The organism is Xanthomonas sp. NCPPB 3570, from assembly GCF_056725115.1.
Genome location: NZ_CM161513.1, coordinates 683408 through 708187 on the forward strand (window position 1 = coordinate 683408; position 24780 = coordinate 708187).

18 protein-coding genes and 1 other RNA gene are annotated in these 24780 nt (G+C 69.5%); 8 read left to right on the plus strand and 11 right to left on the minus strand.

Annotation, left to right across the window (positions count from 1 at the left end; translation table 11 throughout):
• Positions 1 to 83 precede the first annotated feature (83 nt).
• On the plus strand, positions 84 to 413 hold the full coding sequence (locus AC1PLR_RS03040; protein ID WP_010340968.1) for a DUF6172 family protein: 330 nt from the start codon (positions 84 to 86) through the stop codon (positions 411 to 413).
• A gap of 43 nt (positions 414 to 456) precedes the next feature.
• Here the strand turns inward: AC1PLR_RS03040 and AC1PLR_RS03045 are convergent, their stop codons facing one another.
• The 8 genes from AC1PLR_RS03045 to AC1PLR_RS03080 all read right to left on the minus strand — a co-directional run bounded on the left by AC1PLR_RS03045 (position 457) and on the right by AC1PLR_RS03080 (position 12759).
• On the minus strand, positions 457 to 1734 hold the full coding sequence (locus AC1PLR_RS03045) for a DEAD/DEAH box helicase (RefSeq protein WP_481102630.1): 1278 nt from the start codon (positions 1732 to 1734) through the stop codon (positions 457 to 459).
• A gap of 352 nt (positions 1735 to 2086) precedes the next feature.
• Entirely contained in the window at positions 2087 to 3658 is a 1572-nt protein-coding gene (locus tag AC1PLR_RS03050; RefSeq protein ID WP_481102631.1) for a M4 family metallopeptidase, read from the minus strand.
• A gap of 936 nt (positions 3659 to 4594) precedes the next feature.
• A complete protein-coding gene (locus tag AC1PLR_RS03055) occupies positions 4595 to 6034 on the minus strand; it encodes a dihydrolipoamide acetyltransferase family protein (RefSeq protein ID WP_481102632.1) in 1440 nt (479 codons plus the stop codon).
• Positions 6031 to 6381, minus strand: a complete 351-nt coding sequence (locus tag AC1PLR_RS03060) for an SH3 domain-containing protein (RefSeq protein ID WP_010340973.1) — start codon at positions 6379 to 6381, stop codon at positions 6031 to 6033. Before AC1PLR_RS03060 ends, AC1PLR_RS03055 begins: the two co-directional genes overlap by 4 nt.
• A gap of 1 nt (position 6382) precedes the next feature.
• Positions 6383 to 7462, minus strand: coding sequence for an alpha-ketoacid dehydrogenase subunit beta (locus tag AC1PLR_RS03065; protein WP_481102633.1), 1080 nt, complete (start codon positions 7460 to 7462; stop codon positions 6383 to 6385).
• Positions 7455 to 8543, minus strand: a complete 1089-nt coding sequence (pdhA, locus tag AC1PLR_RS03070) for a pyruvate dehydrogenase (acetyl-transferring) E1 component subunit alpha (protein WP_481102634.1) — start codon at positions 8541 to 8543, stop codon at positions 7455 to 7457. The genes AC1PLR_RS03065 and pdhA overlap by 8 nt, the downstream gene beginning before the upstream one ends.
• 515 nt (positions 8544 to 9058) lie before the next feature.
• Entirely contained in the window at positions 9059 to 12640 is a 3582-nt protein-coding gene (locus AC1PLR_RS03075) for a lamin tail domain-containing protein (protein WP_481102635.1), read from the minus strand.
• Positions 12641 to 12682: 42 nt separating this feature from the next.
• Positions 12683 to 12759, minus strand: a non-coding RNA gene (locus tag AC1PLR_RS03080) — sX9 sRNA.
• 192 nt (positions 12760 to 12951) lie between these two features.
• Here AC1PLR_RS03080 and AC1PLR_RS03085 point away from each other — a divergent pair.
• The 3 genes from AC1PLR_RS03085 to AC1PLR_RS03095 all read left to right on the plus strand — a co-directional run bounded on the left by AC1PLR_RS03085 (position 12952) and on the right by AC1PLR_RS03095 (position 16287).
• A complete protein-coding gene (locus AC1PLR_RS03085) occupies positions 12952 to 13866 on the plus strand; it encodes a tryptophan 2,3-dioxygenase (RefSeq protein ID WP_355503474.1) in 915 nt (304 codons plus the stop codon).
• Positions 13867 to 14148: 282 nt separating this feature from the next.
• Entirely contained in the window at positions 14149 to 15672 is a 1524-nt protein-coding gene (locus tag AC1PLR_RS03090) for a peptide MFS transporter (RefSeq protein ID WP_481102636.1), read from the plus strand.
• A 15-nt stretch (positions 15673 to 15687) separates the two neighbouring features.
• A complete protein-coding gene (locus tag AC1PLR_RS03095) occupies positions 15688 to 16287 on the plus strand; it encodes a thioredoxin family protein (RefSeq protein WP_019800686.1) in 600 nt (199 codons plus the stop codon).
• Positions 16288 to 16416: 129 nt separating this feature from the next.
• On the opposite strand, the gene AC1PLR_RS03100 is transcribed toward AC1PLR_RS03095, so the two are convergent.
• Positions 16417 to 16899: a MarR family winged helix-turn-helix transcriptional regulator gene (locus AC1PLR_RS03100; protein WP_010341302.1), complete on the minus strand. Its 483-nt coding sequence runs from the start codon at positions 16897 to 16899 to the stop codon at positions 16417 to 16419.
• Between the two features lie 182 nt (positions 16900 to 17081).
• On the opposite strand from AC1PLR_RS03100, the gene hppD reads away from it, so the two are divergent.
• From hppD to hmgA, 3 genes are all read left to right on the plus strand, one after another.
• Entirely contained in the window at positions 17082 to 18149 is a 1068-nt protein-coding gene (gene hppD / locus AC1PLR_RS03105) for a 4-hydroxyphenylpyruvate dioxygenase (RefSeq protein ID WP_371183982.1), read from the plus strand.
• A gap of 126 nt (positions 18150 to 18275) precedes the next feature.
• Positions 18276 to 18668: an endonuclease domain-containing protein gene (locus AC1PLR_RS03110; protein ID WP_371183770.1), complete on the plus strand. Its 393-nt coding sequence runs from the start codon at positions 18276 to 18278 to the stop codon at positions 18666 to 18668.
• An 18-nt stretch (positions 18669 to 18686) separates the two neighbouring features.
• Entirely contained in the window at positions 18687 to 19985 is a 1299-nt protein-coding gene (gene hmgA / locus AC1PLR_RS03115) for a homogentisate 1,2-dioxygenase (RefSeq protein ID WP_481102637.1), read from the plus strand.
• 70 nt (positions 19986 to 20055) lie between these two features.
• Here the strand turns inward: hmgA and AC1PLR_RS03120 are convergent, their stop codons facing one another.
• Positions 20056 to 20562 (minus strand): hypothetical protein, encoded by a 507-nt coding sequence (locus AC1PLR_RS03120; RefSeq protein ID WP_420008858.1) that lies wholly within the window; start codon positions 20560 to 20562, stop codon positions 20056 to 20058.
• 224 nt (positions 20563 to 20786) lie between these two features.
• On the opposite strand from AC1PLR_RS03120, the gene AC1PLR_RS03125 reads away from it, so the two are divergent.
• Positions 20787 to 21473, plus strand: a complete 687-nt coding sequence (locus tag AC1PLR_RS03125) for a lectin (RefSeq protein ID WP_481102638.1) — start codon at positions 20787 to 20789, stop codon at positions 21471 to 21473.
• Positions 21474 to 21628: 155 nt separating this feature from the next.
• Here AC1PLR_RS03125 and AC1PLR_RS03130 read toward each other — a convergent pair whose 3' ends face one another.
• Positions 21629 to 24748, minus strand: a complete 3120-nt coding sequence (locus AC1PLR_RS03130; RefSeq protein WP_481102639.1) for an efflux RND transporter permease subunit — start codon at positions 24746 to 24748, stop codon at positions 21629 to 21631.
• Between the last annotated feature and the right edge of the window lie 32 nt (positions 24749 to 24780).

The following is a 24780-nucleotide window of genomic DNA, read 5'->3' on the forward strand; positions in this document are numbered from 1 at the left end:
CGTCGCGCGTAGTTCCGCACCCGCTTGGCGGCTGCGCAGTCGTTTTGTTGGCTGCGCTTGTTCCCTTTCCAGGATTTCCCGCAATGAAGAAGACCTACCGGCTCCGCATCGAAGGCAAGCATCCCGATCGCCTGCTCGATGCCGCCAAGCACGACATCCGCAAGTACATCCGCCGCGAGCGCCGCAAGACCCTGCCGGCCGGCGCCGACTATTGGGATTTCGACACCCTGTTCGGCACCGAGGAAGCCACCGCCGCCGTGCTGCCGCCGGCCGAGCTGCTGCGTGCGGTCGACGCGTTGGTCGCCGCCGGCGGTGAGCAGTTCTACGTGGAGATCCGCAGCCGGGCGTGCACGCGGCCGCCGCGGGCCAAAGGCGGACAGGGCGAAAGCGAGCACGATTTCTTCGAGGACTGAGCGCGATCCGGCGCACCCGCGCGTCGGGGCCGTGCCGGGCGGCTCAGCCGCTCGCGGGTGGTTCGCCGCCCTGCGCACGCGCCGCGCGCAGCCTGTCCTTCTTGCTCGGCCGCTTGCCCTTGACGCCACCGGTGGAGGCGGCGGCTTCCGTGGCCGCCGCGGCCGGCGCAGGCGTCGGCTCGAAACCGGGAATGCGTTCGCGCAGCACGCGCACGCCCTGGCGTTTCTCGATCAGGCGCAGATGCGCCGCGCTGGCGGCATCGACGAAGCTCAGCGCCTGACCCTCGGCGCCGGCGCGGGCGCTGCGGCCGATGCGATGGGTGTAGTCCGCGGTGGAGCGCGGCAGGTCGTAGTTCACCACCACCGGCAGCGCGGCGATGTCGATGCCGCGCGCGGCCAGGTCGGTGGTCACCAGCACCCGCAGTTGTTGCTGACGGAACGCCTCCAGAGTGCGCTGACGCCGGCCCTGGGCGAGGTCGCCGTGCAGCGGTTGCGCGGCGATGCCGGCCTTGCTCAGCGCCGTGGCGACCTGCTCGGCGCTGCGCCGGCTTGCCACGAACACCAGCGCGCGCGGCCAGGCTTCGTGTTCCAGCAGATGCAGCAGCAGGGCCACGCGACGGCCTTCGTCGACCTCGATCGCGCGCTGGCGCAAGGTTGCGGGAATCGGCGCGGCGTCGGCGGCAACGCCGATCCGCCGCGGCGCGCGCAGCAGGCGCGTGGCCAGCGCCGCGATCGGCGCCGGCATGGTGGCCGAGAACAGCAGGGTCTGCCGCGTCGGCGGCAGCAGGTGCAGCAGCCGCTCCAGTTCGGCGCCGAAGCCCAGGTCGAGCAGACGGTCGGCCTCGTCCAGCACCAGGTGCGCCACCGCGTCCAACTGCAGCGCGCGCTGCTCCAGCAGATCCAGCAGGCGTCCGGGCGTGGCCACCACCACGTCCGCACCGCCGCGCAGCGCCAGCATCTGCGGATTGATCGAGACCCCGCCGACCGCCACCACCACCCGCGGCCGCCGCGGCAGTTCCAGGCCCAGCGCGACGAAGCTGTCGGCGACCTGCACCGCCAGTTCGCGGGTCGGCACCAGCACCAGCACGCGGGTGGAGCGCGCCGGCCTGTCCGCCTGTGCGCAGGCCTGCAGCAACGGCAAGGCAAACGCCGCGGTCTTGCCGGAACCGGTCTGGGCCATGGCCAGCAAGTCGTGGCCGGCGACGATCAGCGGCACCGCCTGCTGCTGGATCGGCGTGGGCGTCTGCCAGCCGGCACGCGCGAGCGCGGCGGCGAAGGCGGGATACAGCGCGGACGACAGACCGAGGGAAGCGAACGACATCGGGGGCGGGCAGGGCGCGGGAGAGACCGCACAGTATCGCCGACCCGGCGCAGGAGCGGCTTCCGTCGTGACGTTTTGGCGATCGCGCGTCGCGGCTGATCCCGAAAAGGGGACAAGAGCCGCTCCCACAAGGGCGTGCGGCCAGCTCGCCGAGTGCGTTGTGGGAGGGACTTCAGTCCCGACGCATTGCGCCATCGGAACGCACGCCACTTCGCCCGTCGCGGCTGATCCCGAAAAGGGGACAAGAGCCGCTCCTACGAGGCGATATCAGGTGTTGCCAATCCCCAATCCCCAATCCCAAACCGCAACGCACGGCCATCCACGCGGATGGCCGTGCGCGTCCTTGCGGACGTTACTGCGGGCAGCTCACGCCGACGGCGGCGAAGGCATTGCGCACCGCGGTCACCGAACGGCTCAGGTCGCTGGCCGCGGTCTGCACGCCGCAGGCGCCGCTGTTGAAGGTGGTGCTGGGCGTCCAGTACAGCTGGTTGGCGCGGGCGAACACTTCGAACGCGCTGCGCGTGTTCCAGCCGGAGGTGGTGGCAAGGGTGTAGAACGCCTTGTTGTAGACGCCCGAGGAGTAATGCACGTCCAGGCCGCTGCGGTAGTTGGCGGCGTTGTCGATCGAGCTGCCGTCCTGGGTCGGGGTGGCCATGTAGCGCAGGGCACCGTTGGCCTTGAAGATCTCGGTGCCGACCTTGAAGTCGTTCGTGCCCTTGAGGTAGTACTCGGTGGCCTCGCCGGCCATGTCCGAGAACGCCTCGTTGATGCCGCCGGACTGGCCGGAATAGGTGAGGTTGGAATGCTGCTCGGTGAAGCCGTGCGAGACCTCGTGGCCGGCGACGTCGGCGCTGACCAGCGGATAGAAGCGCGTGTTGCCGTCGCCGAAGTTCATCGTCGAGCCGTTCCAGAAGGCGTTCTCGTAGCGCGTGCCGTAATGCACGCGCATCACCAGCTGGAAGGTCAGCGGCGCCACGCCGACGTAGCTGCGGTACATCTTCTCGATCACGCCGCCGAAGTAGTGCGCGTCGTTGATCGGCGAGTAGGCGCCGTTGATGGTCTTGTAGGTATTGCGCGGGCAGGTGAACTGGTACGCGGTGGTGCCGGAGCTGCCGCCGTTGAGGTTCACCGACTTGACGTTGGTGTTCTGCATGCGGCAGTTGTCGTCCACCTCCAGGAAGCCGTGGATGCTGTCGCTGCCGTACTCGTACTGGCCGGTCTTGGCGTTGCCGCCGGGGCCGGTGGCGTCGCGCGTGGTCAGCGCGTCCCACTGCTTGAGGATGGCGCCGCTGCGCGCGTCCACGATCACGAACGGCCGGCTCGGCGCGCCGCCGTTCGGCGCATCGGCGAAGAACGACACCACGTAGACCAGGTGCGCGCGGTCGCTGTCGTCGAGATAGATCATCTGCGGCGCCTGCGCGCGTTCGATGCGGCGCTCGGCCTGGGCGGCGCCCAGCGCGACGCGTTGGGCCACACGTAGCGCGGCATCGGCGCTCAGCGAGGTGCTGGCGGCGTTGGCGGCGGTGGCCGGCAGTTCGCTGGCCAGCCCGGCGACCGAACGGCCGAACAGACTGCGCACGCTGCCGTCGGCACGTTCGCTGACGATCACCTGCTCGCCCCACACCGGAATGCCGCGGAAGGTCTGCTGGTAGCGGCGGTGCACGGTGCCGTCGGCATCTTCGCTGCTGCCGAGCAGGGTGAGCGCGGACTCGGCGTCCAGCCCGATCAGTTCGGCATGGCGGACCGCGGGTGCGGCCGGGATGCCGCCGACGCGGGCGGCGGCGCTGCGGTACTGGGTACCGAGCGTATTCGGGTTCTTGGCGTGCAGGTCGACGCGTTGCGCCGCCTGGGCGGACGTGGCGGCGAGCGCAAGCAGCAGGGACGGCAGCAGTGCCAACGGGCGATGACGAAGCGACTGGGTCATGTGCGGAATCCTCGAGCGCAAGAAGGAAGGACGCGCCGACGCGGCAGCGAGGCGGCCGTGGCGCGGTGCGTGGCATGACGTTTCTTGGCAGTGCGGCCGATCGGCGCAGTGCCTCCCCTGTGCAACGACCATAACGGCGTCGCTGCGTCGCGTGGTAGACAGGTTGCGTTCAGGGTTTTTGCATCGAGCAGATGCGGTATCGCCGTAGCTGCGACGTGTGATGCGCAATCGAGCCAAGGCGGTTGGCCATCACGTGCCTGCAGGTCGGCGGATGTGCACCGAATGCATGCGAAGCGATCGCAGCACCAATGCCGGACCGCCGGTAGCACTTGATCCCTGCACTGTGGGAGGGGCTTCAGCCCCGACGCGCTGTGCAGGAATTGCTCGGGAGAGCATCCCGTAGTGTGTAGAAGACTGCAGAGACCACGCGCGCCTCTGCTTGGCCTCCGAGGCATCCAATGCAGAACGGCCTCAATCCCGATGCCTTTAGTTCGTCGCGTCGGGACTGAAGTCCCTCCCACAATGGGAGGCATCTACTGCCTGGCGCGCAGATGCACCGTTTGGTTTCATGCAGATCGGCTGATGTGTACCGAATGCATGCGAAGCGATCGGCAGCACCAATCCCGAACCGCCGGTAGCGCTTGGTCACTGCACTGTGGGAGGGGCTTCAGCCCCGACGCGCTGTGCTGGAATTGCTCGGGAGAGCATCCCGCGGTGTGTAGAAGACCGCAGAGACCACGCGCGCCTCTGCGTGGCCTCCGAGGCATCCAATGCAGAACGGCTTCAATCGCGATGCCTTTCGTTCGTCGCGTCGGGACTGAAGTCCCTCCCACAATGGGGATGCATGCCGCCATGGCGGCGCATCTGCTGCGTCAGGCGCAGCAGATGCGCCGTCTGGTGTCAGGCAGGTTGGCTGATCTGCAAGACGGCCGGCGCTCAGGCCGGCAGCGCCAGATCGTCGATCATCGCGCGCAGGAAGCGCGCAGCCTCCCCGCCGGTGCAGGCGCGGTGGTCGAAGCTCAGCGACAGCGGCAGGATCTTATGCGTCTCCACGCCGCCCATCACCGGCACCAGTTGGTGACGGGCACGGCCGGCGGCGACGATGGCCACGCACGGCGGTACCACGATCGGGGTGGCGTAGCGGCCGGCGAACATGCCGAAGTTGGACAGCGAGATGGTGTAGCCGCTCAGCTCCGAGGCCGGGATGCTGCGCGCCTCCACCTGCTGGCGCAGGCGGTTGATGCCTTCGCGCACGCCGCGCGCATCGAGCATGTCGGCATTGCGCAGGGCCGGCACGAACAGGCCGTCGTCGGTGTCCACGGCGATGCCGATGTCCACGTGCGCGTGCAGGGTGCGGGTCAGCGCCTCGCCGTCGAACCAGGCGTTGAGCGCCGGCACCGCCTGGCAGGCGGCGACGATCGCGCGCACCAGGCGCCCGGTGGTGTCGTTGCCCGGCGTCCACGCGTGCAGGTCGGCATCGTCGTTGAGCGTGGTCAGCACCACCTGGCGCTGGGCCTCGGCCATCACCCGCGCCATGTTGCGGCGTACGCCCTTCAACGGCTCGGGCTGGCCCTGCGCGGCCACGCCCGGCGGCTGCGTGCGCATTGGCTTGCCGGCGGCGGAGAGCGGGGTGCGCGTGGGCGCGGCTTGGGATGTGCGGGCTACCGTAGGAGCGGCTTCAGCCGCGACGGCAGGATGGCGTGGGGTCGCGGCTGAAGCCGCTCCTACGACGGCGCCGGCCTTCGCCGAACCATCGGCCGCGGCCTGCTTGACGTCGGCCAGGGTGACTGCGCCGTCGGCGCCGCTGGCGCGCACCCGGCCCAGGTCCACGCCCAGCTTCTTGGCCAGGGCGCGCACGGCCGGCATCGCGCGCACGCCGCCGACCGACACGGCCTGCTCGCTGTGCACGGTGTTGGAGCTCTGCATCGCCCCGACCACGGTGCCGGCATCGTCGCGCTCGCCGGCGGTCTGCGCGTTGTCGGCGTCGTGCAGTTCGCCGCCGTCGTCGGAGGCGACCACGCGGTCGTCGGCCGCGGCGGTGTCGGCGCCGGCGCCCTTGCCGGACGCGGCCGGTGCCGCGCCGCCGTGGTGATGGCCGGTGTCCTGGCCTTCGGCGCGCTGCGGCAGGTTCGGGTCGGGCGCGAACTGCGCTAGCATGCTGCCGGTCACGACGATGTCGCCCGGCGCGCCGGCCAGCTTCAGCACCTTGCCGGACACCGGCGAGGGCACTTCGACCACCGCCTTGGCGGTTTCCATCGACACCAGCGGCTCGTCCAGCCGGATGGTGTCGCCTTCCTTGACGAACCACTCGACGATGGTGGCGTCGGGCAGGCCTTCGCCCAGGTCGGGCAGATTGAAATTCTTGGTTTGGCTCATGTGGTCTCTTCCAGCAGTTCCAGGTCGCGTGCCGGCAGCCAGCCCTGCGTGCCGTCGGCGCGCTCGGCCCACCACCAGTCGCCGTATTCGTGATGCAGGACGACGGTGTCGCCCTGCGCGGCATCGAGTTCGCGCGCGTCGTAGTCGCGCAGCGCAACGGCATGGCCGTCGCCGGTCGGCTGCAGCCAGGCGAGCGGCGCCCAGCCGGCGCTGCCGGCGGCATTGGTGATCCAGACGAACGCGGGCCACTCTTCGTCGCGCACGCCCAGCGCGATCCGCTCGCCGGCGGCGATGCGGATCGGATGCGGATAGGCGGCGCGGTAATCGCTGATCAAACGTGCCTGCATATCAACCCGCGGCCATCGCCCGCTTGGCCGCTGCGACGATCTTGTCGGTGCTCGGCAGGTACTTCATTTCCAGCCGGAACAGCGGGATATGGGTGTCGTAGCCGGTCACGCGCTGCACCGGCGCGACCAGGTCGTACATCGACTGCTCGGCCAGGCGCGCGGCGATCTCGGCGCCGAAGCCGGCGCTGCGCGGGGCTTCCTGCACGATCACGCAGCGGCCGGTGCGTGCCACCGATTCGGCGATGGTGTCGAAATCCAGCGGGCGCAGCGTGGCCACGTCGATCACTTCGGCGCTGATGCCGTCGGCGGCGAGCCGGTCGGCTGCCTCCAGCGCTTCCTTGACCTGCGCGCCCCAGGCGACCAGGGTCACGTCGGTGCCGTCGCGCAGCACGAAGCACACGTCCAGCGGCAACGCCTCGCCGTCGTCGGCGACCACTTCTTTGTACTGCCGGTAGATGCGCTTGGGCTCCATGTAGATCACCGGATCCGGCTCGCGGATCGACGCCAGCAGCAGGCCGTAGGCGCGCTGCGGCGAGGACGGCAGCACCACGCGCAGGCCGGGCACGTTGGTGAAGATGGCTTCGTTGGCCTCGCTGTGGTGTTCCGGCGCGCGGATGCCGCCGCCCCACGGCACGCGCAGCACCAGCGGGCAGTGCAGGCGGCCGCGGGTGCGGGTGCGCAGGCGCGCGGCGTGGCAGATCAGGTGATCGACCATCGGGTAGACGAAGCCATCGAACTGCGCTTCGGCCACCGGCTTCATGCCCTGCGCGGCAAGGCCGACGCTGAGCCCGGCGATGGTGGTCTCGTCCAGCGGGGTGTCGAGCACGCGCTGCGCGCCGAAGCGCTGCTGCAGGCCGGCGGTGGCGCGGAACACGCCGCCGTTGACGCCCACGTCCTCGCCCAGCACCAGCACCGACGGGTCGTGCTGCAGTTCCCAGGCCAGCGCCTGGGTCACCGCTTCGATCAGGGTAATGGGCGTGCTGGTCATCGGGTTGTCTCCGCGCGCGGTGGCGGCGCTGTGGGCGGTGCCGGCCGCGGACGCGGCCGCGTGGTCGGCGAGGCGGGGGCTCAACTCATCCATGGCGCTGCTCCAGAGCGATGGCCTCGGCGCGCTGCGCGAGCAGGTCCGGCGGCGGGTCGGCGTACAGGTAATCGAACATGGCTTCCACCGGCTGCACCGGGGTTTCCAGGTAGGCGTTGAGCTCGATGTCGGCCAGGCGCGCGCATTCCTGCTTCCACGACGCTTCCTCGTCCTCGCTCCACAGGCCCTGCGCGCTCAGCCAAGCGCGCAGGCGCAGCAGCGGCTCGCGTTCCCAGGCCTGCTTGACCTCGGCATCGTCGCGGTAGCGGCGCGCGTCGTCGGCGGTGGTGTGGTCGGACAGGCGGTAGGTCATGAACTCGATCACCGTGCCGCCCTGGCCGGCCAGCGCGCGCTCGCGCGCCTGGCGCATCGCTTCCAGCACCGCGATCAGGTCGTTGCCGTCCACCTGCAGGCAGTGCAGGCCGCCGGCCAGGCCCTTCTGCGCCAGGGTCTGCGCGCCGGTCTGGGCGTTGCGCGGCACCGAGATCGCCCAGCCGTTGTTGATCACGCACAGGATCAGCGGCAACTGGTAGGCGCCGGCGGAGTTGAGCGCGGCGTAGAAGTCGGTCTTGGACGAGCCGCCGTCGCCGCAGGTGGCCACCGCCACCTGTTGCTCGCCGCGCAGCTTGAACGCCAGCGCGGCGCCGGCGGCGTGCAGGCACTGGGTGGAGATCGGCACGCAGATCGGGAAGTCGCGGGCGGCGTCGGAATCGCGCTGGAAATCGTTGCCGCGCTCGTCGCCGCCCCAGTACAGCAGCACTTCGCGCGGACGCACGCCGCGCATGAACATCGCGCCGTACTCGCGGTAGCTGGGCGCCAGCACGTCGCCGCGGCGCATCGACGCGCCGATGCCGATGTGGGTGGCCTCGTGGCCCAGGCAGGAGGCGTAGGTGCCCAGCTTGCCGGTGCGCTGCAGGGCCACCGCCTTGCTGTCGAAGGTGCGCACGTAGAGCATCTGCTTGAACAGCGCCAGCAGTGTCTGCGGGTTGGCCGAATCGGCCGGAAGCGCGTCGCGGACTGGCTGGCCGCCCGCGTCGAGGTACTGCAGGAACTCAATTTCGAACTGGGCGGCGATGGGCATGGCGATGGCGCTCTCGACAACAAGTTTCAAATGATATGAGTCGGCATGTTAAGGAAGCCGTGCACAAAAGCCGTCGTGCACCGCAGCACGCGGCGATGCCGTATCGCACAAGAAAAGCGTGGTCCTCTCGCGTTGCCGATTGATGGCGTTGGGTATCGACGATGTTGCAGTGCGATGCATGCCGTTCATGTGCGCGTGGGTGTCCACCGGTGGCGGTGGCAATGCCGTCGTCGTGGCGCGCATGCAAGCGCGCGGGCGCCTCGGAACGGCAAGGAGGCAGGGCGTGCATGCGCGCCCCGGAGCACCGCTCATCGTTGGCGCCGCGCATGGCGCTTGTCCCGTAGGAGCGGCTTCAGCCGCGACGGGCGTTCACGGGAATGCCCCGTCGCGGCTGAAGCCGCTCCTACGCGATCGCGCTGCCGGCAGCACCGTGATCAGCATCGGGATGGCGTTGCCCCAAGCAAAAAGGGCGTGGCCTCGCGGCCACGCCCTTGCACCTGCACCGCTTGCCGCGATCAGCGGCCGAACAGGCGCAGCCCTTCCACGTATGTGCTGAAGCGTGCGCTGTTGTCGCTGGGATCGGCGTCGGCCGACGTCGAGCCGGCGCTGGCGCCGATCACGATCTGGCGGTCGGCCGGCAGCGGCCGCGTCGCCAGGCTCAGGCGGAACGCGGCGCTGGCGCCCGGCGCCAGGTCGGTGCCGCTGCGGCACTGGAAGCGCGCGCTGCGCAGGCCGTGGTTCTGCCGCACGCACTGCCAGCCGCGCGGCGGCACCAGCGCGGTGAGCGCCGACAGGGTGCTGCCGTCGATCTCCAGGCTGGCGCCCTGCACCGGCGCATTGCCGTGGTTGCGCACATCGATGCGGTAGTCGGCGAAGAACGCCAGGAACGGCAGGGTGGCCGGGCCGTCGATCGACACCGCCAGGTCGCCGGCCGGACGCGCCTGCACCGCCACCGTGGCGCTGCCGCCATTGTCGCCGGGGGTGGGGTCCTCGGTCTGCGAGGCCACCGACGCGGCCAGGCTCAGGCTGCGCCCGACCAGGGCGGCGCCGGCCGGCACCGCCACCTCGAAGCGCGGCGTGGTGCCGGCGGCGAACTGCGCGGTGCTGCAGGTGACCACGGTCTGCGCGGCCACCTCCGGCGCGGCGCAGTCCCAGCCCGGGGCGGCGGTCACGCTCGGGGTCACCGCCGCGTCCAGGGCGAAGGCGACCGCGGCGGCGCGCGCCGCGTCCGGACCGGCGTTGGCCAGGTCCACGCTGTAGCGGATGGTGTCGCCGGCGTAGACCGACGCGTTGGCGGCGCTCACGCGCAGGCTCAGGTCGGCACGCTCCAGCGGCTTGAGCTTGATCAGCACCACCGCCGGGTCGTGGTCGGACAGCCGCGCCGGCGAGTTGGCGTCGTTGCGGGCCACGGCCGGGAAGTCGGCGTTGAGCCGCGCGTGGGCTTCGCTGAGGCCGGCGATCTGCGCCGAGCGCATCAGCGCGCGGTTGGCCAGGATGTGGTCCAGCGACTGCACGTTGCCGTCGTAGGCGTAGGAGTAGCTCTGGTCCGGCGTCGACAGCAAGGTCAGGTTGTACAGCGCCGGATCGACCAGGGTGGCGCCGTCGCCGGGCACCACGGTCTGCGCGTCCGCCGCCGGCAGGCCAGTGATGGTGCCCATCGCATCGACGTAACCGTCGTTGAACTCGAAGGCGTTGAAGTCGCCCATCACCAGCAACTGCTCGCTGGGATCGGCGGCCTGGCGCGCCTGCAGCAGGTTGGCCAGGAACACCGCCTGCGCCTGGCGCTTGGCGCGGATGCGCTGGCCGCTGGCGTCGTCGGTCTCGGCGCCGTTGAGCGAACGCTGGTGCACCTCGACCACGGTCAGCGGCAGCGTGCGGCCGTCGGCGAAATGCACCACCGCCTTCAGCAGCAGCGGCGGGCGGTCGTTGAGCAGGCTGACCGTACCGCTGGGCTCGGTCCAGGTGGTGGCCTTGCCTTCCTGGCTCACCGAGACCACCTCGACGCGGGCGATGCCGGCGCCGACCTGCGCGGTCTTGACCAGGAAGCCGACGTCGATGCCGCCCACGTCGTTGCCTTCCTGCAGGTAGGCCACGTACTGCGGATCGGGCTGGCCGGCGGCCACCGCATCGCGGTTGACGCGGTCGGCCAGGGTCTGCAGCACGCTCAGGTTCTCGATCTCCACCGTGCCGAGGATGTCGGGGGTGTTGAGGTAGTTGCGGATCGCCAGCGAGGCCTTGTTGAGGCGCGCCTGGTAGGCGGCCGGGGTCAGTACCGGTTCGCCGATCGCCGGATCGTTCTGGTCGTCGAAGAAGCGCTCCATGTTGTAGGTGGCGATGTTGACGTCGTCGGCCTGCGGCGCCGGGGCCGGCTTGGGCTGGTCGGCGCCGTTGCACTGCACGGTGGGCGCGGTTTCCGGGTAGATCGTGTAGCGGCGGAAGCTGTAGTCCAGCGGGCCGCTGACGCCGAGCACGGTGCAGCCGGCGGCCACGTCGATGCGCTCGCCGCCGAGGCCGGCGCTGCCGACCGCGATCACCTGCGGGCTGGTGTTCCAGCGCGGCACATCGGCCGGCGAGCCGGCCGGCAGTGCGTCGGGCTGCTGCACGCCGGCGGTGCGCCAGGCGCGCGGCAGGCCGGTGACCACGGCATGGAACACGCCGTTGCTGGTCGCGCTGGCGTTGGTCTCGTTGACGTTGCCCAGGGTCGGGGTGTTGACGGTCAGGCTGGGCACGGTGACGCGCATGCCTTCCAGGCGCTCGAGCTGGTCGTAGGCGCCGTTCGGGTCGGGGAAGCGGGTGGTCAGCTCGACTGCGGCCGGCAGCGGATTGCCGGTGGACTGCAGCAGCACCGTCGGCGAGCTCAGTTCGGTCAGCGGCGGCTGGCTGGGGTCGGTGCTGGGCACGTATTCGACCACCGTGGCCTGCACCCGCACCGCGTTGCCCACCGCGGCCTCGGCCGGCGGCGCGCTGCCGGTGTAGACGTAGATGCCCTCGGAGGTGAGCGGGTCGGCATCGGCCTGGGCGTCGGGCGTCTGCAGGAAGAAGCCGGCGCTGCGCCGCGCGGTGACGATGCCGCTGGTGGCGACCACCTGGCCGACCAGCGGCGAGCGCGCGCCGCTGCCCTGGATGCTGTGAATCGGCACCAGGTTGAAGTCGTCGTTGAGGATCACCCCGCTGGCGGTCAGCGTGGACGGCAGCGCGCCGCTGACCCCGCTGATGTCGAGGTAGAAGGTTTCGTCCGGCTCGTTGCTGGTGTCGCCGTTGACCAGCACGCGCACCTCGGCGCTGCTTTCGCCGGCCGGGATGGTCACCTGGGTCGCGGCCAGCGCCTGGTAGTCGCTGCCGGCGGTGGCGGTGCCGTCGCGGGTGGCGGCGGTGAAGGTGACGCCGGCGCTGCCGGCCGGCTGGCTCAGCGTCACCGTGAACACGAACGCGGTGCTGCCGCTGTCGCCTTCGGCGCGGCTGACGTTGGCCATGCTGGCCACCGGCAGGTTGCCGCCGCCGCACAGGCTGACCGGCGCGGCGCTGTTGCGCGGGGTCGGTGCGCCAGTGGCGAAGTCGGCGTTGTTGTTGTCGCTGTCGGTGCAGCCGCCGTTGCCGCGCAGCACCGCCAGGGTGTTGCTGGGCGCGGCGGTCGGGGCGCTGCCTTCGGCGCAGCTGGCGCTGCTGCCGTAGCCGACGAAGTCGGCGTTGCCGGCCGGGCAGGCGCCGCTCAACGCGGCGCTGCTCTTGCTCAGAGCGATCTTGCCAGCGCTGCCGCTCATGGCGATGGTGCCGGTGGCGTCGGGCGTGGGCAGCGCGGTGCTGCCGCCGCTGCCGTCGGCCTGCTTGACCAGGTAATAGCCGCCCGGCGCGATGCTGCCGCTGAGCGTGGTGACCTGCCAGCTGCTGCCGGCGGCCGAGGCGTACTGCACCGACCAGCCGGCCAGGCTCACCGCCTCGCTGCCGTTGTTGTGCAATTCGACGAAATCGCTCTTGTAGGTGGCGCCGCTGTTGCCGCCACCGCCATAGACCTGGCTGATGACCACCTGGGCCTGGGCGTACCCGGCACCCCCCAGCGCGCACGACAACACTGCAGCTCGAAGCAGCATGGTTTGCATGAACAAGATCTCCCCAATCCTTGAAGACGTGGACTTAAGAGTGGCTAACGAAACGTAGCGAGCAGTCGCCAGGTGGGTGCGGACGGCGCGGAGGAACCGCAGTGTACGAGTGGGTACCTGAGGATTCCGAGCACCGTCCGCGCCCGCTTGGTGGCTGCGCAGTCGTTTCGTTTGCCGCTCTTACGCAGATGACGTGACGGCGCCCCCCAGGCGCCGCCGACGATTGTGCCGGAGTTTGTCAGCCGGTGCTGACCAATGTGTGACATTCGTCGCTGCGGTACCCTTGCCGGCCCGGAACGCCCACGCCGCCCATGCCCGTCGAACAGAACCAGCGCCCGCTCGAAGCCGGCATCCATACCGACCTGGAAGGCCGGCTGACCTACGGCGGCTACCTGCGCCTGGACCGGCTGCTGTCGGCGCAGCAGCCGCTGTCGAATCCGCCGCACCACGACGAACTGCTGTTCATCGTCCAGCACCAGACCTCCGAGCTGTGGCTGAAGCTGTTGGCGCACGAGCTGGGCGCGGCGATCGCGCACCTGCAGCGCGACCAGGTGTGGCAGTGCCGCAAGGTGCTGGCGCGCAGCAAGCAGGTGCTGCGCCTGCTGACCGAGCAGTGGTCGGTGCTGGAGACCCTGACCCCGTCCGAGTACATGGGCTTTCGCGACGTGCTGGGTCCGTCCTCCGGGTTCCAGTCGCTGCAGTACCGCACCATCGAATTCATGCTCGGCAACAAGAACGCGCAGATGCTGCCGGTGTTCGACCACGACCCGCAGGGCCAGGCGGCGCTGCAGGCGGTGCTGGAAGCGCCCAGCCTGTACGAGGAATTCCTGCGCTACCTGGCCCGCTTCGGCCACGCGGTGCCGGCGCCGTACCACGCCCGCGACTGGCGCCAGCCGCATGTGAGCGACCCGCTGCTGCGCCCGGTGTTCGAGCGCATCTACGAGAACACCGACCGCTACTGGCGCGAGTACGCGCTGTGCGAGGACCTGGTGGACCTGGAGACTCAGTTCCAGCTGTGGCGCTTCCGCCACATGCGCACGGTGATGCGGGTGATCGGCTTCAAGCGCGGCACCGGCGGTTCCAGCGGCGTCGGCTTCCTGCAGCAGGCGCTGGCGCTGACCTTCTTCCCGGAACTGTTCGAGGTGCGGACCTCGGTGGGGCTGGAGGGGCGCGGTCCGCAGGCCGGCGATGCGACTGCGGCCACGCAGGGATCGTCCTCGCAGTAGCGTGCCGGCGCGCCGCAGACGCGCGCGCACCTGCGTGGGGACGGACCGAAGCGGTGCCGATCCAGGCGTCGCCCGGCCATGTTCGCGTGCAGCAAGGCGCGCGTGCGCGGCCATCGCGGCGCCGCACCAAGGCCATCGTTTTGCGGGGCGCAGGCCCGGAAATCGCGACGCGCGGGCCGTCCGGGATTTGACGCCACGCCGTCCCTCGGTGATCCTCGCGCGTTGCCCGGCCTGGCCGGACGCACCGCCCCAGCCCATCCTGAATACGCAAGGGAACACCGCATGAGCGTTGACGTCGTCGCGTCGAACCACCCCGCCTCACCGCAGCCGCCGTCAGCGCAACCGCCCGAATTCAAGACCCTGCTGGGCCATCCACGTCCGCTGTGGATGCTGTTCATGACCGAGTTCTGGGAGCGCTTTGCGTTCTACGGCATTCGCTGGGCGCTGGTGCTGTACATCGTGGCGCAGTTCTATGACGGCCAGGGCGCGGGCCAGGCGCCGGCCAGCGCCACCTACGGCGCGTATCTCGCGCTGGTGTATGCCGCGGCGATCTTCGGCGGCTACATCGCCGACCGGGTGCTCGGCTACCAGCGCTCGATCCTGGTCGGTGCGGCGGTCATGTCCACCGGCCTGTTCCTGATCTCCGTGCCCAACCCGCAGGTCTTCGAACTGGGCCTGGCCACCGTGGTGGTCGGCAACGGCCTGTTCAAACCCAACATCTCGACCATGGTCGGCAAGCTGTACAGCGCCGCCGATCCGCGCCGCGACAGCGGGTTCACCATCTTCTACATGGGCATCAACCTCGGCGCGATGATCGCGCCGTGGCTGACCCAGCAGCTGGCCGAGAAGGTGTTCGGCACCGAAGCGATGCCGTCCTACAAGATGGTGTTCATCGCCTCCGGCATCGGCATGCTGATCAGCCTGGTGTGGTTCTGGTTCGGCCGCCGCCAGCTCAAGGGCATCGGTGCGCCGTTGCCGGGCGGTGCCGGCGGCATGCGCGTGGTCTACGTGCTGCTGGGCATGCTGGTGGCGATCCCGGCGGTGTACCTGGCGCTGGCCGCCGGCGCCGAAGTGCTGCAGTGGATTCTCAGCACCATGTTCGTGGCGTTGGCGGTCATGCTGCTGGTGGAAGGCATCCGCAACGGCAAGGTGGCGCGCGACAAGGTCATCGCGATGCTGATCATCTTCGCCTTCAACGTGCTGTTCTGGATGTTCTTCGAGCAGGCCGGCAGTTCGTTCACCTTCCTCGCCGACGAGATCGTCAATCGCCAGTTCGGCGACTGGACCTTCCCGACCGCGTGGTTCCAGTCGGTCAACTCGCTGGCGATCATCACCCTGGCGCCGATCATCGCCTGGATCTGGGTCAAGGCCGGCCGCTTCAATCCGTCGATCTCGCGCAAGTTCGCGCTCGGCCTGGCGTTCAACGGCCTGGCCTTCCTGCTGCTGATGTTCGCGCTGTCGAGCCTGGTCAACGACGCCGGCAAGATCCCGTTCTGGACCCTGTTCATGGTCTACGTCATCCAGTCGGTGGGCGAGCTGTGCCTGTCGCCGATCGGGCTGTCGATGGTGACCAAGCTCGCACCGGTGCGGCTGGTCGGCTTCGGCATGGGCGGCTGGTTCCTGTCCACCGGCATCGGCAACAACCTGTCCGGCATCTTCGCCAGCCATGTCAGCGGCGAAGGCGGCATGACCGTGTCGTCCGCGCTGGGCGGGTATACCTTCGGCTTCTGGGCGTTGCTGGGCGCCGGCGTGGTGCTGTTCCTGATCGCGCCGCTGATCAGCAAGCTGATGCACGGTGTGAAGTAACGTGAGGACCAAGCAATGGCGATGAACAAGACGATCTGCGCTGCCCTGGCGGCGATCTTGGCCCTGGCGGGTTGCAGCCAGACGCCGCCGCCCGACGATCAGGCGCCGGCCAAGCCGCTGGACACCTCGGTGCAGAAACCGCCGGTGGCCGATCCCAACCAGCCGGTGGCCTCGGGCAATACCCCGGCCGCCGCCGACATCGCCGCGGCCAAGGCGCTGGGCGCGCAGTTCGATCCGCAGCGCAACCCGGCCGACGACCTGGAGACCGCCATGGTCGAGGCCAAGCGCGGCGGCAAGCGCATCCTGCTCGACGTGGGCAACGAGGCCTGCGACTGGTGCCACACCCTGGACACCTTCATCGAGGGCGATGCGGAGCTGCGCAGCTTCCGCGACGCCAACTTCGTGTGGGTCAAGGTCAACGTCAGCGACGCCAATAAGAACGAGGCGTTCATGGCGCAGTACCCGAAGATCGTCGACTTCCCGCACCTGCTGGTGCTCGACGCCGACGGCAAGCTGCTGCACTCGCAGATACTCGCCGACCTGCAGAAGGGCAAGGACTACGATCGCAAGAAGTTCTCGGACTTCCTCAAGGAATGGGCGCCGCCCAAGGCCTGAGCGGCGGCGACGCCTGGTTTTTTCGTAGGAGCGGCTTCAGCCGCGACCGGGGCACTCGGAATGCCTGGTCGCGGCTGAAGCCGCTCCTACAATAGTTTTTAAGGCCTGCCTTTCGAGGCCCCCGGCGCCTCAGCGCCCGGTCATGCTCGGCAGGCCCTCGGCCGCCAGGCGGTCGATCAGCCGGTTCAGCAGCCGCTGCTCGTCCTCGCTGAAGGGCGCCAGCAGGCGCCGCTCGCACTCCAGCACCATCGGCGCCACCACCTGGTACACCTCCACCCCGGCCGCGGTCAGGTGCAGCACCGAGCGGCGGCGGTCGTCGCCATGGGTCTCGCGCTGGATGAACCCGCGCTCCAGTTGCCGCGCCACCGCCCGGCTCACCGCCACCTTGTCCATCGCGGTGCGCTCGGAGACTTCGCCGGCCGACAGGCCCGGATACAGCGCCAGCACCGCCATCACCCGCCACTCGGTCACCGCCATGCCGTAGCGCTCGCCGTAGACGCGGGCGATGTTGCTGCTGATGCGGTTGGACAGCACGCTGATGCGGTACGGCAGGAACCGTTCCAGATCCAGAGAGGGCGAGTCGGGCGTCGGGGCGGGCGTGGCGATCGTCATGCTGCATTGCACCTTGCTGGTGGTTTCACTTGTAACTATAACGGAGGATACTACGGTCCATTCTCGCGAGTCTGGCGCCCGTCCGCATCCGAAATTTCGGCCCGGCCGCCGCGACTCCCCCCTCCAGGAGACGCGTCATGAATGCACAAGCGCAGCATCCGTCGCAGCCGACCAACCTCGGCATGCAGGTCACCACCTTTGAGAACCCGATGGGCATCGACGGTTTCGAGTTCGTGGAATTCGCCGCGCCGGCCGGGCAGGGCGAGCAGTTGCACGCGTACTTCCGCAGCATGGGCTTCACCGCGGTGCTGCGTCATCGCCAGCGCGCGATCACCGTGTACCGCCAGGGCGGGGTCAATTTCCTGGTCAACGAGGAACCGGATTCCTTCGCCGCCGATTTCGCTGCCGCGCACGGCCCCTGCGCCTGCGGCTTCGCGATCCGCTTCCGACACCCGGCCGACGAGGTGTTCGCCAAGGTGCTGGAGAACGGCGGCGAAGCCATCGCCGACAAGGCCGACACCCGCGCAGTGCCGGCGCCGGTGGTCAAGGGCATCGGCGACTGCATGCTGTACCTGGTCGACAAGTACGGCGAGAAGGGGTCGGTGTACGAGGGATTCGAGCCGGTGCCCGGCGCCGAGCAGCATCCGGCCGGCTTCGGCCTGACCTTCATCGACCACCTGACCCACAACCTGTACTTCGGCAACATGCAGCGCTGGTCGGACTACTACGAGCGCCTGTTCAACTTCCGCGAGATCCGCTACTTCGACATCAAGGGCGCCAAGACCGGGCTGGTGTCCAAGGCGATGACCGCGCCGGACGGCGTGGTGCGCATCCCGCTCAACGAATCGTCGGACCCGAAGAGCCAGATCAACGAGTACCTGGACGCCTACCACGGCGAAGGCATCCAGCACATCGCCTGCTTCACCGACGACATCTACGAAACGGTCGAGCGCATGCGCGCGGCCGGCGTCGAGTTCCTGGACACCCCGGACACGTATTTCGACGTGATCGACCAGCGCATTCCCAACCACGGCGAGGACGTGGCGCGGCTGGCGCGCAACAAGATCCTGATCGACGCCGACCCGGAGACCAAGCAGCGCAAGCTGCTGCAGATCTTCACCCAGAACTGCATCGGCCCGATCTTCTTCGAGATCATCCAGCGCAAGGGCAACGAAGGCTTCGGCGAAGGCAACTTCCAGGCGCTGTTCGAGAGCATCGAGCGCGACCAGATGAAGCGCGGTGTGCTCTGACTTCGGGTTTTGACCGCAGGTTCTGACAGCGAGCGAATGCTGACAGCGCATCGCGGAGGCTTCCGACAGCGGCGTTAGCCCCTCTCCCACCGGGAGAGGGGTTGGGGTGAGGGTACGGTAAAGATCATGACGATCAAGCCGCCTTTACCCACAGTCACGCTGGCACACGCACGTCAGCTACGTCGCACCATGACCGACGCCGAGCGCGCACTGTGGCGGCATCTGAGAAGCGGGCAGTTGCAAGGCTTCAAGTTCCGGCGGCAGTACCCGATCCCTCCCTACATCGCTGATTTCTGCTGTGTGTCAGCGAAGCTGATTGTCGAAATCGATGGCGCGCAACACACCGGACCATGCGATGTCACAAGAACGCGTTGGCTTCAATCGCAGGGCTGGCGGGTCATGCGCTTCTGGAACAATGACGTGCTGCGTTCGTTAAATGCCGTCGTCCAGGCGATTTGCGAAGCGGCCGAGGCGCCGTACCCTCACCCCAACCCCTCTCCCGATGGGAGAGGGGCTTGATACCCAAGGCTCAAGCATATGCATGACCATCATCGCTACATGTCCGGCTTCGGCAACGAATTCGCCACCGAGGCGGTGCCCGGCGCGTTGCCGGTCGGGCAGAACTCGCCGCAGCGCGTGGCCCATGGCCTGTACGCCGAGCAGTTGTCGGGCACCGCGTTCACCGCGCCGCGCGGCGTGAACCGGCGCAGCTGGCTGTACCGCATCCGCCCGGCGGTGATGCACGGCGGCTTCGTCGCCTACGACCGCGCCAGCGCGTTCCACAACGACTTCCAGCGCGGCCCGGTGCCGCCGGACCAGTTGCGCTGGAGCCCGTTCCCGCTGCCGGAGACGCCGGTGGACTTCGTCGATGGCCTGTACACGATGGCCGGCAACTGCTCGGCCGAGGCGCAGCATGGCGTGGCGGTGCACCTGTATGCGGCCAACGCGTCGATGCAGGGCCGGTTCTTCTACAACGCCGATGCGGAACTGCTGTTGGTCCCGCAGCTCGGGCAACTGCGCCTGTGCACCGAACTGGGCACGCTGGAAGTGGCGCCGCAGGAGATCGCAGTGATACCGCGCGGGGTGCGCTTCCGCGTGGAACTGCCCGACGGCCCCGCGCGTGGCTACGTGTGCGAGAACTTCGGCGGCCTGCTGCGGCTGCCCGACCTGGGGCCGATCGGCGCCAACGGCCTGGCCAACCCACGCGACTTCCTCACGCCGGTGGCCGCCTACGAGGAAGACGAGGGCGCGTTCGAACTGATCGCCAAGTTCCAGGGCCATCTGTGGCGCGCGCCGATCGGGCATTCGCCGCTGGACGTGGTCGCCTGGCACGGCAACTACGCCCCGTACAAGTACGACCTGCGCCGCTTCAACACCATCGGCTCGATCAGCTTCGACCATCCCGATCCGAGCATCTTCACCGTGCTGACCGCGCCAAGCGACACGCCCGGTACCGCCAACATGGATTTCGCGATCTTCCCGCCGCGCTGGCTGGTGGCGCAGCACACCTTCCGGCCGCCGTGGTTCCACCGCAACGTGGCCAGCGAGTTCATGGGTCTGGTGCACGGCGTCTACGATGCCAAGGCCGACGGCTTCGCCCCGGGCGGCGCGTCGCTGCACAACTGCATGAGCGGGCACGGCCCGGACGCGGCCACCTTCGACAAGGCCTCGCAGGCCGATCTGTCGCGGCCGGACGTGATCGCCGACACCATGGCCTTCATGTTCGAGACGCGCGCGGTGCTGCGCCCGACCGCGCAGGCGCTGGACGCCGCGCATCGCCAGCGCGACTACCAGCAGTGCTGGCAGGGCCTGCGCCGGCACTTCCGCGCGCCCTGAGCGCGCACCGGCGGTGGCGCTGCTCAGGCCGCCGCCGAGGCAACCGCTGCCGCGGACGTCATCGCGACGCTCAGGCGGCCTCCGCCGCGGTCGCCAGCGCGCCGTGCAGCGATGCCGGCAGGATCTCCAGCACGCGCTCGCGGATGCGTTGCGCGTAGCGCTCGGAGGTCATCTCCGGCATCGTGCGCAGCGCCAGCCCGATCGCGCGCAGGGTGTCGTGTTCCTCGCGCGCTGCACGCAACTGCTGCTGCAGCGCCGGCGAGGCCGGATGGCGCTGCAATTGCAGCAGGTCCAGCAGATACATGCGCGCATTGAGCAGGGCGCGGCGCGGGTCGGCCGGTGGTGGAGGGGCGCTTGTCGCCATCGGTGCGGCGGCGCTGCTGCGGCCGTCGTCCAGATAACCCTGCTGCAGCAGCCCCTGCACGATCGCATCGGCCCCGCGGCCGCCCAGCGTGGCCAGTTCCTCTAGGCTGCGCTGGCCGTCGGCGAGGATCAGCACGCGTCGCTGGCGCATGTCCAGCGGCGCATCGTGCGATTGCAGTGCCGCAAGGGCGAGGGCGGTCTTGCGCGGATGCATGGCGGCGGGGTCGGTAGGCGCGCAGCTTGGCGCGCAGCGGTGAAATGCCGATGACAGGGGCGATGCGCTGGCGTGTCGGTGCCGGCGGCCGGCTTGCCGTCGGTGTGCTCTAACGCCGGTTCGGGACGCGGGTGCTCGGCCGCGTGCCTGGCAGTGTTTCGCCGCTGCCGTGCAGGGCGAGGGCATGCACGCTAGCCTATGCGCTGGTCCAGCGAGGAAGTGCGATGAAGCCGATTCAACCAGGCGTGGCGGTGTTGCTGCTCGCACTCGCCGCCTGCGACCGGCAACCACCCGCGTCGCCGGCCGCGCCTCCTGCACCGTCCGCGCCGGCTCCGGCTCCGACACCCGCCGCAGCCGACGACGGCGCCTTGCCGCCGCCGGACATCGACCAGCCCGACGGCGACGTGCCGCCGGCACAGGCGCCGGCCTCGGCGTTGCCGCCGGAGCTGGCCGCGGGCGACCGGCAACTGGCGCGCATCGACGGCTACGGCGACCTGCGCCTGGGCATGCCCGCGGCGCAGGCGCGCGCGGCCTGGGGCGGCGAACTCGACGGCCAGCCCAGTGCCGGCAGCAGCTGCTACGTGCTGCGTCCGCGCTGGGCCAAGGGCAACCAACAGTTCGGCCTGATGATCGAAGGCGACACACTGGTGCGCTACGACGTGCGCACCGCCAAGGAAACCGCACCGGGCGGCGGCAAGGTCGGCATGGACCTGGCGCAGCTGCGCGCGCTGTACGCCGGTCGCCTGGAGGAGCAGCCGCACAAGTACGTGGAGGGCGCCAAGCTGCTGCGCGTGCGCGGCGAGCCCGGCCAGCCCGGCGTGCTGGTGTTCGAGACCGACGCAGCCGGCAAGGTCGTCGCCTGGCGTGTGGGCCTGCCGCCGCAGGTGGATTACGTGGAGGGTTGCGGCTGAAGGGCCGGGAATGGGGATTAGGGATTGGGGATTCGCAAAAGCAGCTTTAGCGAGCGCCTGAAAGACATGGGCTTACACCAGCTATCACGCTGCCTGCCTGCCGCTTTTACGAATCCCCAATCCCGACTCTCCAATCCCGGCGCATCTCCCAATCCCTAATTCCGAATCCCGGCCACAAGCTGGCGCCGCTCGCGCCGCCGCGCGCGACGGGCGTACCAGCGTTCGCGCAGGCAGGAGAAGATCACGTACAGCGCCGGGGTGCTGAGCAGGGTCAGGCTCTGCGAGATCAGCAGGCCGCCGATCATCGCGATGCCGAGCGGGCGGCGCAGCTCCGAGCCTTCGCCCAGGCCCACCGCCAGCGGCACCGCGGCCAGGATCGCCACCATCGTGGTCATCATGATCGGGCGGAAGCGCACGATGCAGGCCTCGCGCGCGGCCTCCAGCGGGGTCTTGCCATGTTCGCGCTCGGCGACCAGGGCGAAGTCGATCATCATGATCGCGTTCTTCTTGACGATGCCGATCAGCAGCACCAGCGCGATCATCGAGATCACCGACAGTTCGGTGCCGGTGACCCACAGCGCCAGCAGCGCGCCCATGCCGGCGGCGGGCAGGGTGGAGAGGATGGTCACCGGGTGCACCAGGCTCTCGTAGAGCATGCCCAGCACGATGTAGACCACCACGATCGCGGCCAGCACCAACACCAGCATCGAGTTCGGCTGCAGCTGCACGCCGAAGCCGCCGCCGTCGGCGATGCGGATGTCGCCGGGCATGCGCAGCCCGGCCACCGTGGCGGCGATGATCGCATCGCCTTCGCCGGTGCTCACGCCCGGCGCCAGGTTGTAGCTCAGGTCCATGGTCGTGTACTGGTTCATGTGCGTGATCTGCGACGGCGCCAGGCCCGGGACCTGGCGCGCCACCGCGGTCAGCGGGATCATCGTGCCGCTGCGCGTGGGCACGTAGATGCGGTCCAGTGCCGCCGGCGTGGCGGTCTGGTCCGGCAGCGCGTTGACCACCACGCTGTACTGGTTGAGATCGGAGTAGATGGTGGAGATCTGGCGCTGGCCGAACGCGCCGTACAGCGCGCCGTCGATGGCGCCGACCGATACGCCCAGGCGCGCGGCCAGGGCGCGGTCGATGACGATGTTCTGGCGCAGGCCGGCGTTGTCCACGTCGGTACCCACGTCGCGCAGCTTGGGGTTCTGCTTCAGTGCGGCCTGCAGCTTGGGCAGCCACTCCTGCAGCTGCGCGTTGTCGTTGCCCTGCAGCGAGACGCGGTACTGCGCGCCCTGGCTGGTGCCGCCGCCGCCGTCGCTGGGCAGGTCCTGGATCGCGCGCAGGCGCAGCTGCAGGTCGGGGTAGCGGTCGGCCTTGGCGCTGAGCCGCGCCAGCACCTGTGCGGTGGTGTCGGTGCGGCCTTCGTCGCGGCGCTTGAGCTCGATGTTGAAGCTGGCGCTGGAACCCTGGCGGCTGCTACCCAGGCGCGCGCCGACGATCTTCACCGCCGGATCGGACATCAGCATGTCGGTGATGCGGCGCTGGCGGGTGACCATGTCGGCGAAGGACACGGTGGCGCTGGAGGTGGCGCGGCCCCAGATCAGGCCGGTGTCCTGCGCCGGGAACGAGCCCTTCTGGACCGCGCCGGCCAGGAACACCGTGGCCGCGATCAGCAGCAGCGGGGTCAGCGCCAGCAGCAGCGCGTGGCGCAGCGAGAAGTCCAGGGCCACGGTGTACACGCGCAGCATGCGTGCGTGCATGCGCTCCAGCCAGGCGCCGAAGCGGCCGGGTTTTTCCGGCTCGGCGTGCGCGGACAGGAAGCGGCTGCACAGCGCCGGGGTGAGCGTGAGCGAGACCACCGCCGAGACGCAGATCGCCGCCACCAGGGTGACGGTGAACTCGCGGAAGAACACCCCGATCATGCCGCTGGCGAACAGGATCGGAATGAATACCGCCACCAGCGAGGCGGTGATCGAGACGATGGTGAAGCCGATCTCGCGCGCGCCGGCCAGCGCCGCGTCCAGCCGCGACATGCCCTCGTCGAGGTGGCGCATGATGTTCTCGATGACCACGATCGCATCGTCGACGACGAAGCCGATCGCGATCACCAGCGCCAGCAGGCTCAGGTTGTTGAGGGTGAAGCCCATGACATACATCGCCAGCGCTGCGCCGGCCAGCGACAGCGGCACGGTGGCCGCGGCGATCAGCGTGGGCGCCAGCCGGCGCAGGAACAGCGCCATGGTCAGCACCACCATCGCCAGGCTGATCATCAGCGTGGCCTGCACCTCGTTGAGCGAGGCGCGGATGGTCGGGGTACGGTCGAAGTACGCCGTCATCTTCGTGCCCGGCTGCAGGTAGGTGCGCAGCATCGGGATCTCGGCCTTGACCCGGTCCACCGTCTCCACGATGTTGGCGCCGGCGCGGGTGAACACGTACATCACCACCGCCGGCTTGCCGCCGAACCAGGCCGCCTGGTAGGCGTCCTGCTGGCCGTCGTAGACGTTGGCGATGTCGCGCAGGCGCACCGCGCGGCCCTGTTGCTGGCTGATCACCACCTGGCCGAAGTCGGCGGCCTTGGCCACCGCATCGTTGGCGACGATGGCCGTGGTGGTGGCGCCGTCGCTGAGGAAGCCGGTGGGCGAGGTGACGTTGGCCGCGCGCACCGCGTTGCGCAGGTCGTCCGGCGTCAGGCCCATGGCATTGAGCGCGCGCAGGTTCACGTCCACCCGCACCGCCGGGGTGGAGGCGCCGCCGATGTCGACCGAGGCCACGCCGGTGATCTGGCGCAGGCGCTGCGCCAGCAGCGAATCGGCGACGTTGTACAGCTCGTCGGCCGACTGCGTGTCCGAGGTCAGGGCGATGGCGATGACCGGGTCGTCGTTGGGATTGGCCTTCTGGTAGCGCGGCGTGGCCAGGCCGGAGGGCAGGTCGGCTTGCGCGGCGTTGATCGCGGTCTGCACGTCCTGCGCGGCCGAATCGATGTTGCGGCTGCTCTGGAACACCATGAACACCTGGCTGTTCCCCTCCGAGCTGGAGGAGCGCATGGTGTCGATGCCCGGCACCTGGCCCAGGTGCCGCTCCAGCGGCGCGGTGACCGTGGCGGCCATGGTCGAGGCGTCGGCGCCGGCCTGGCTGGCCTGCACGAAGATCACCGGGATCGAGATGTTCGGCAGCGCCGCCACGCCCAGGCGCAGGTAGCACATCATGCCGATCACGAACAGGCCGATGGCCAGCAGCGCAGTGCCGATGGGACGGCGGATGAAGGGCGCGGAGATGTTCATGGGGCCGGGAATCGGGAATGGAGAATCGGGAA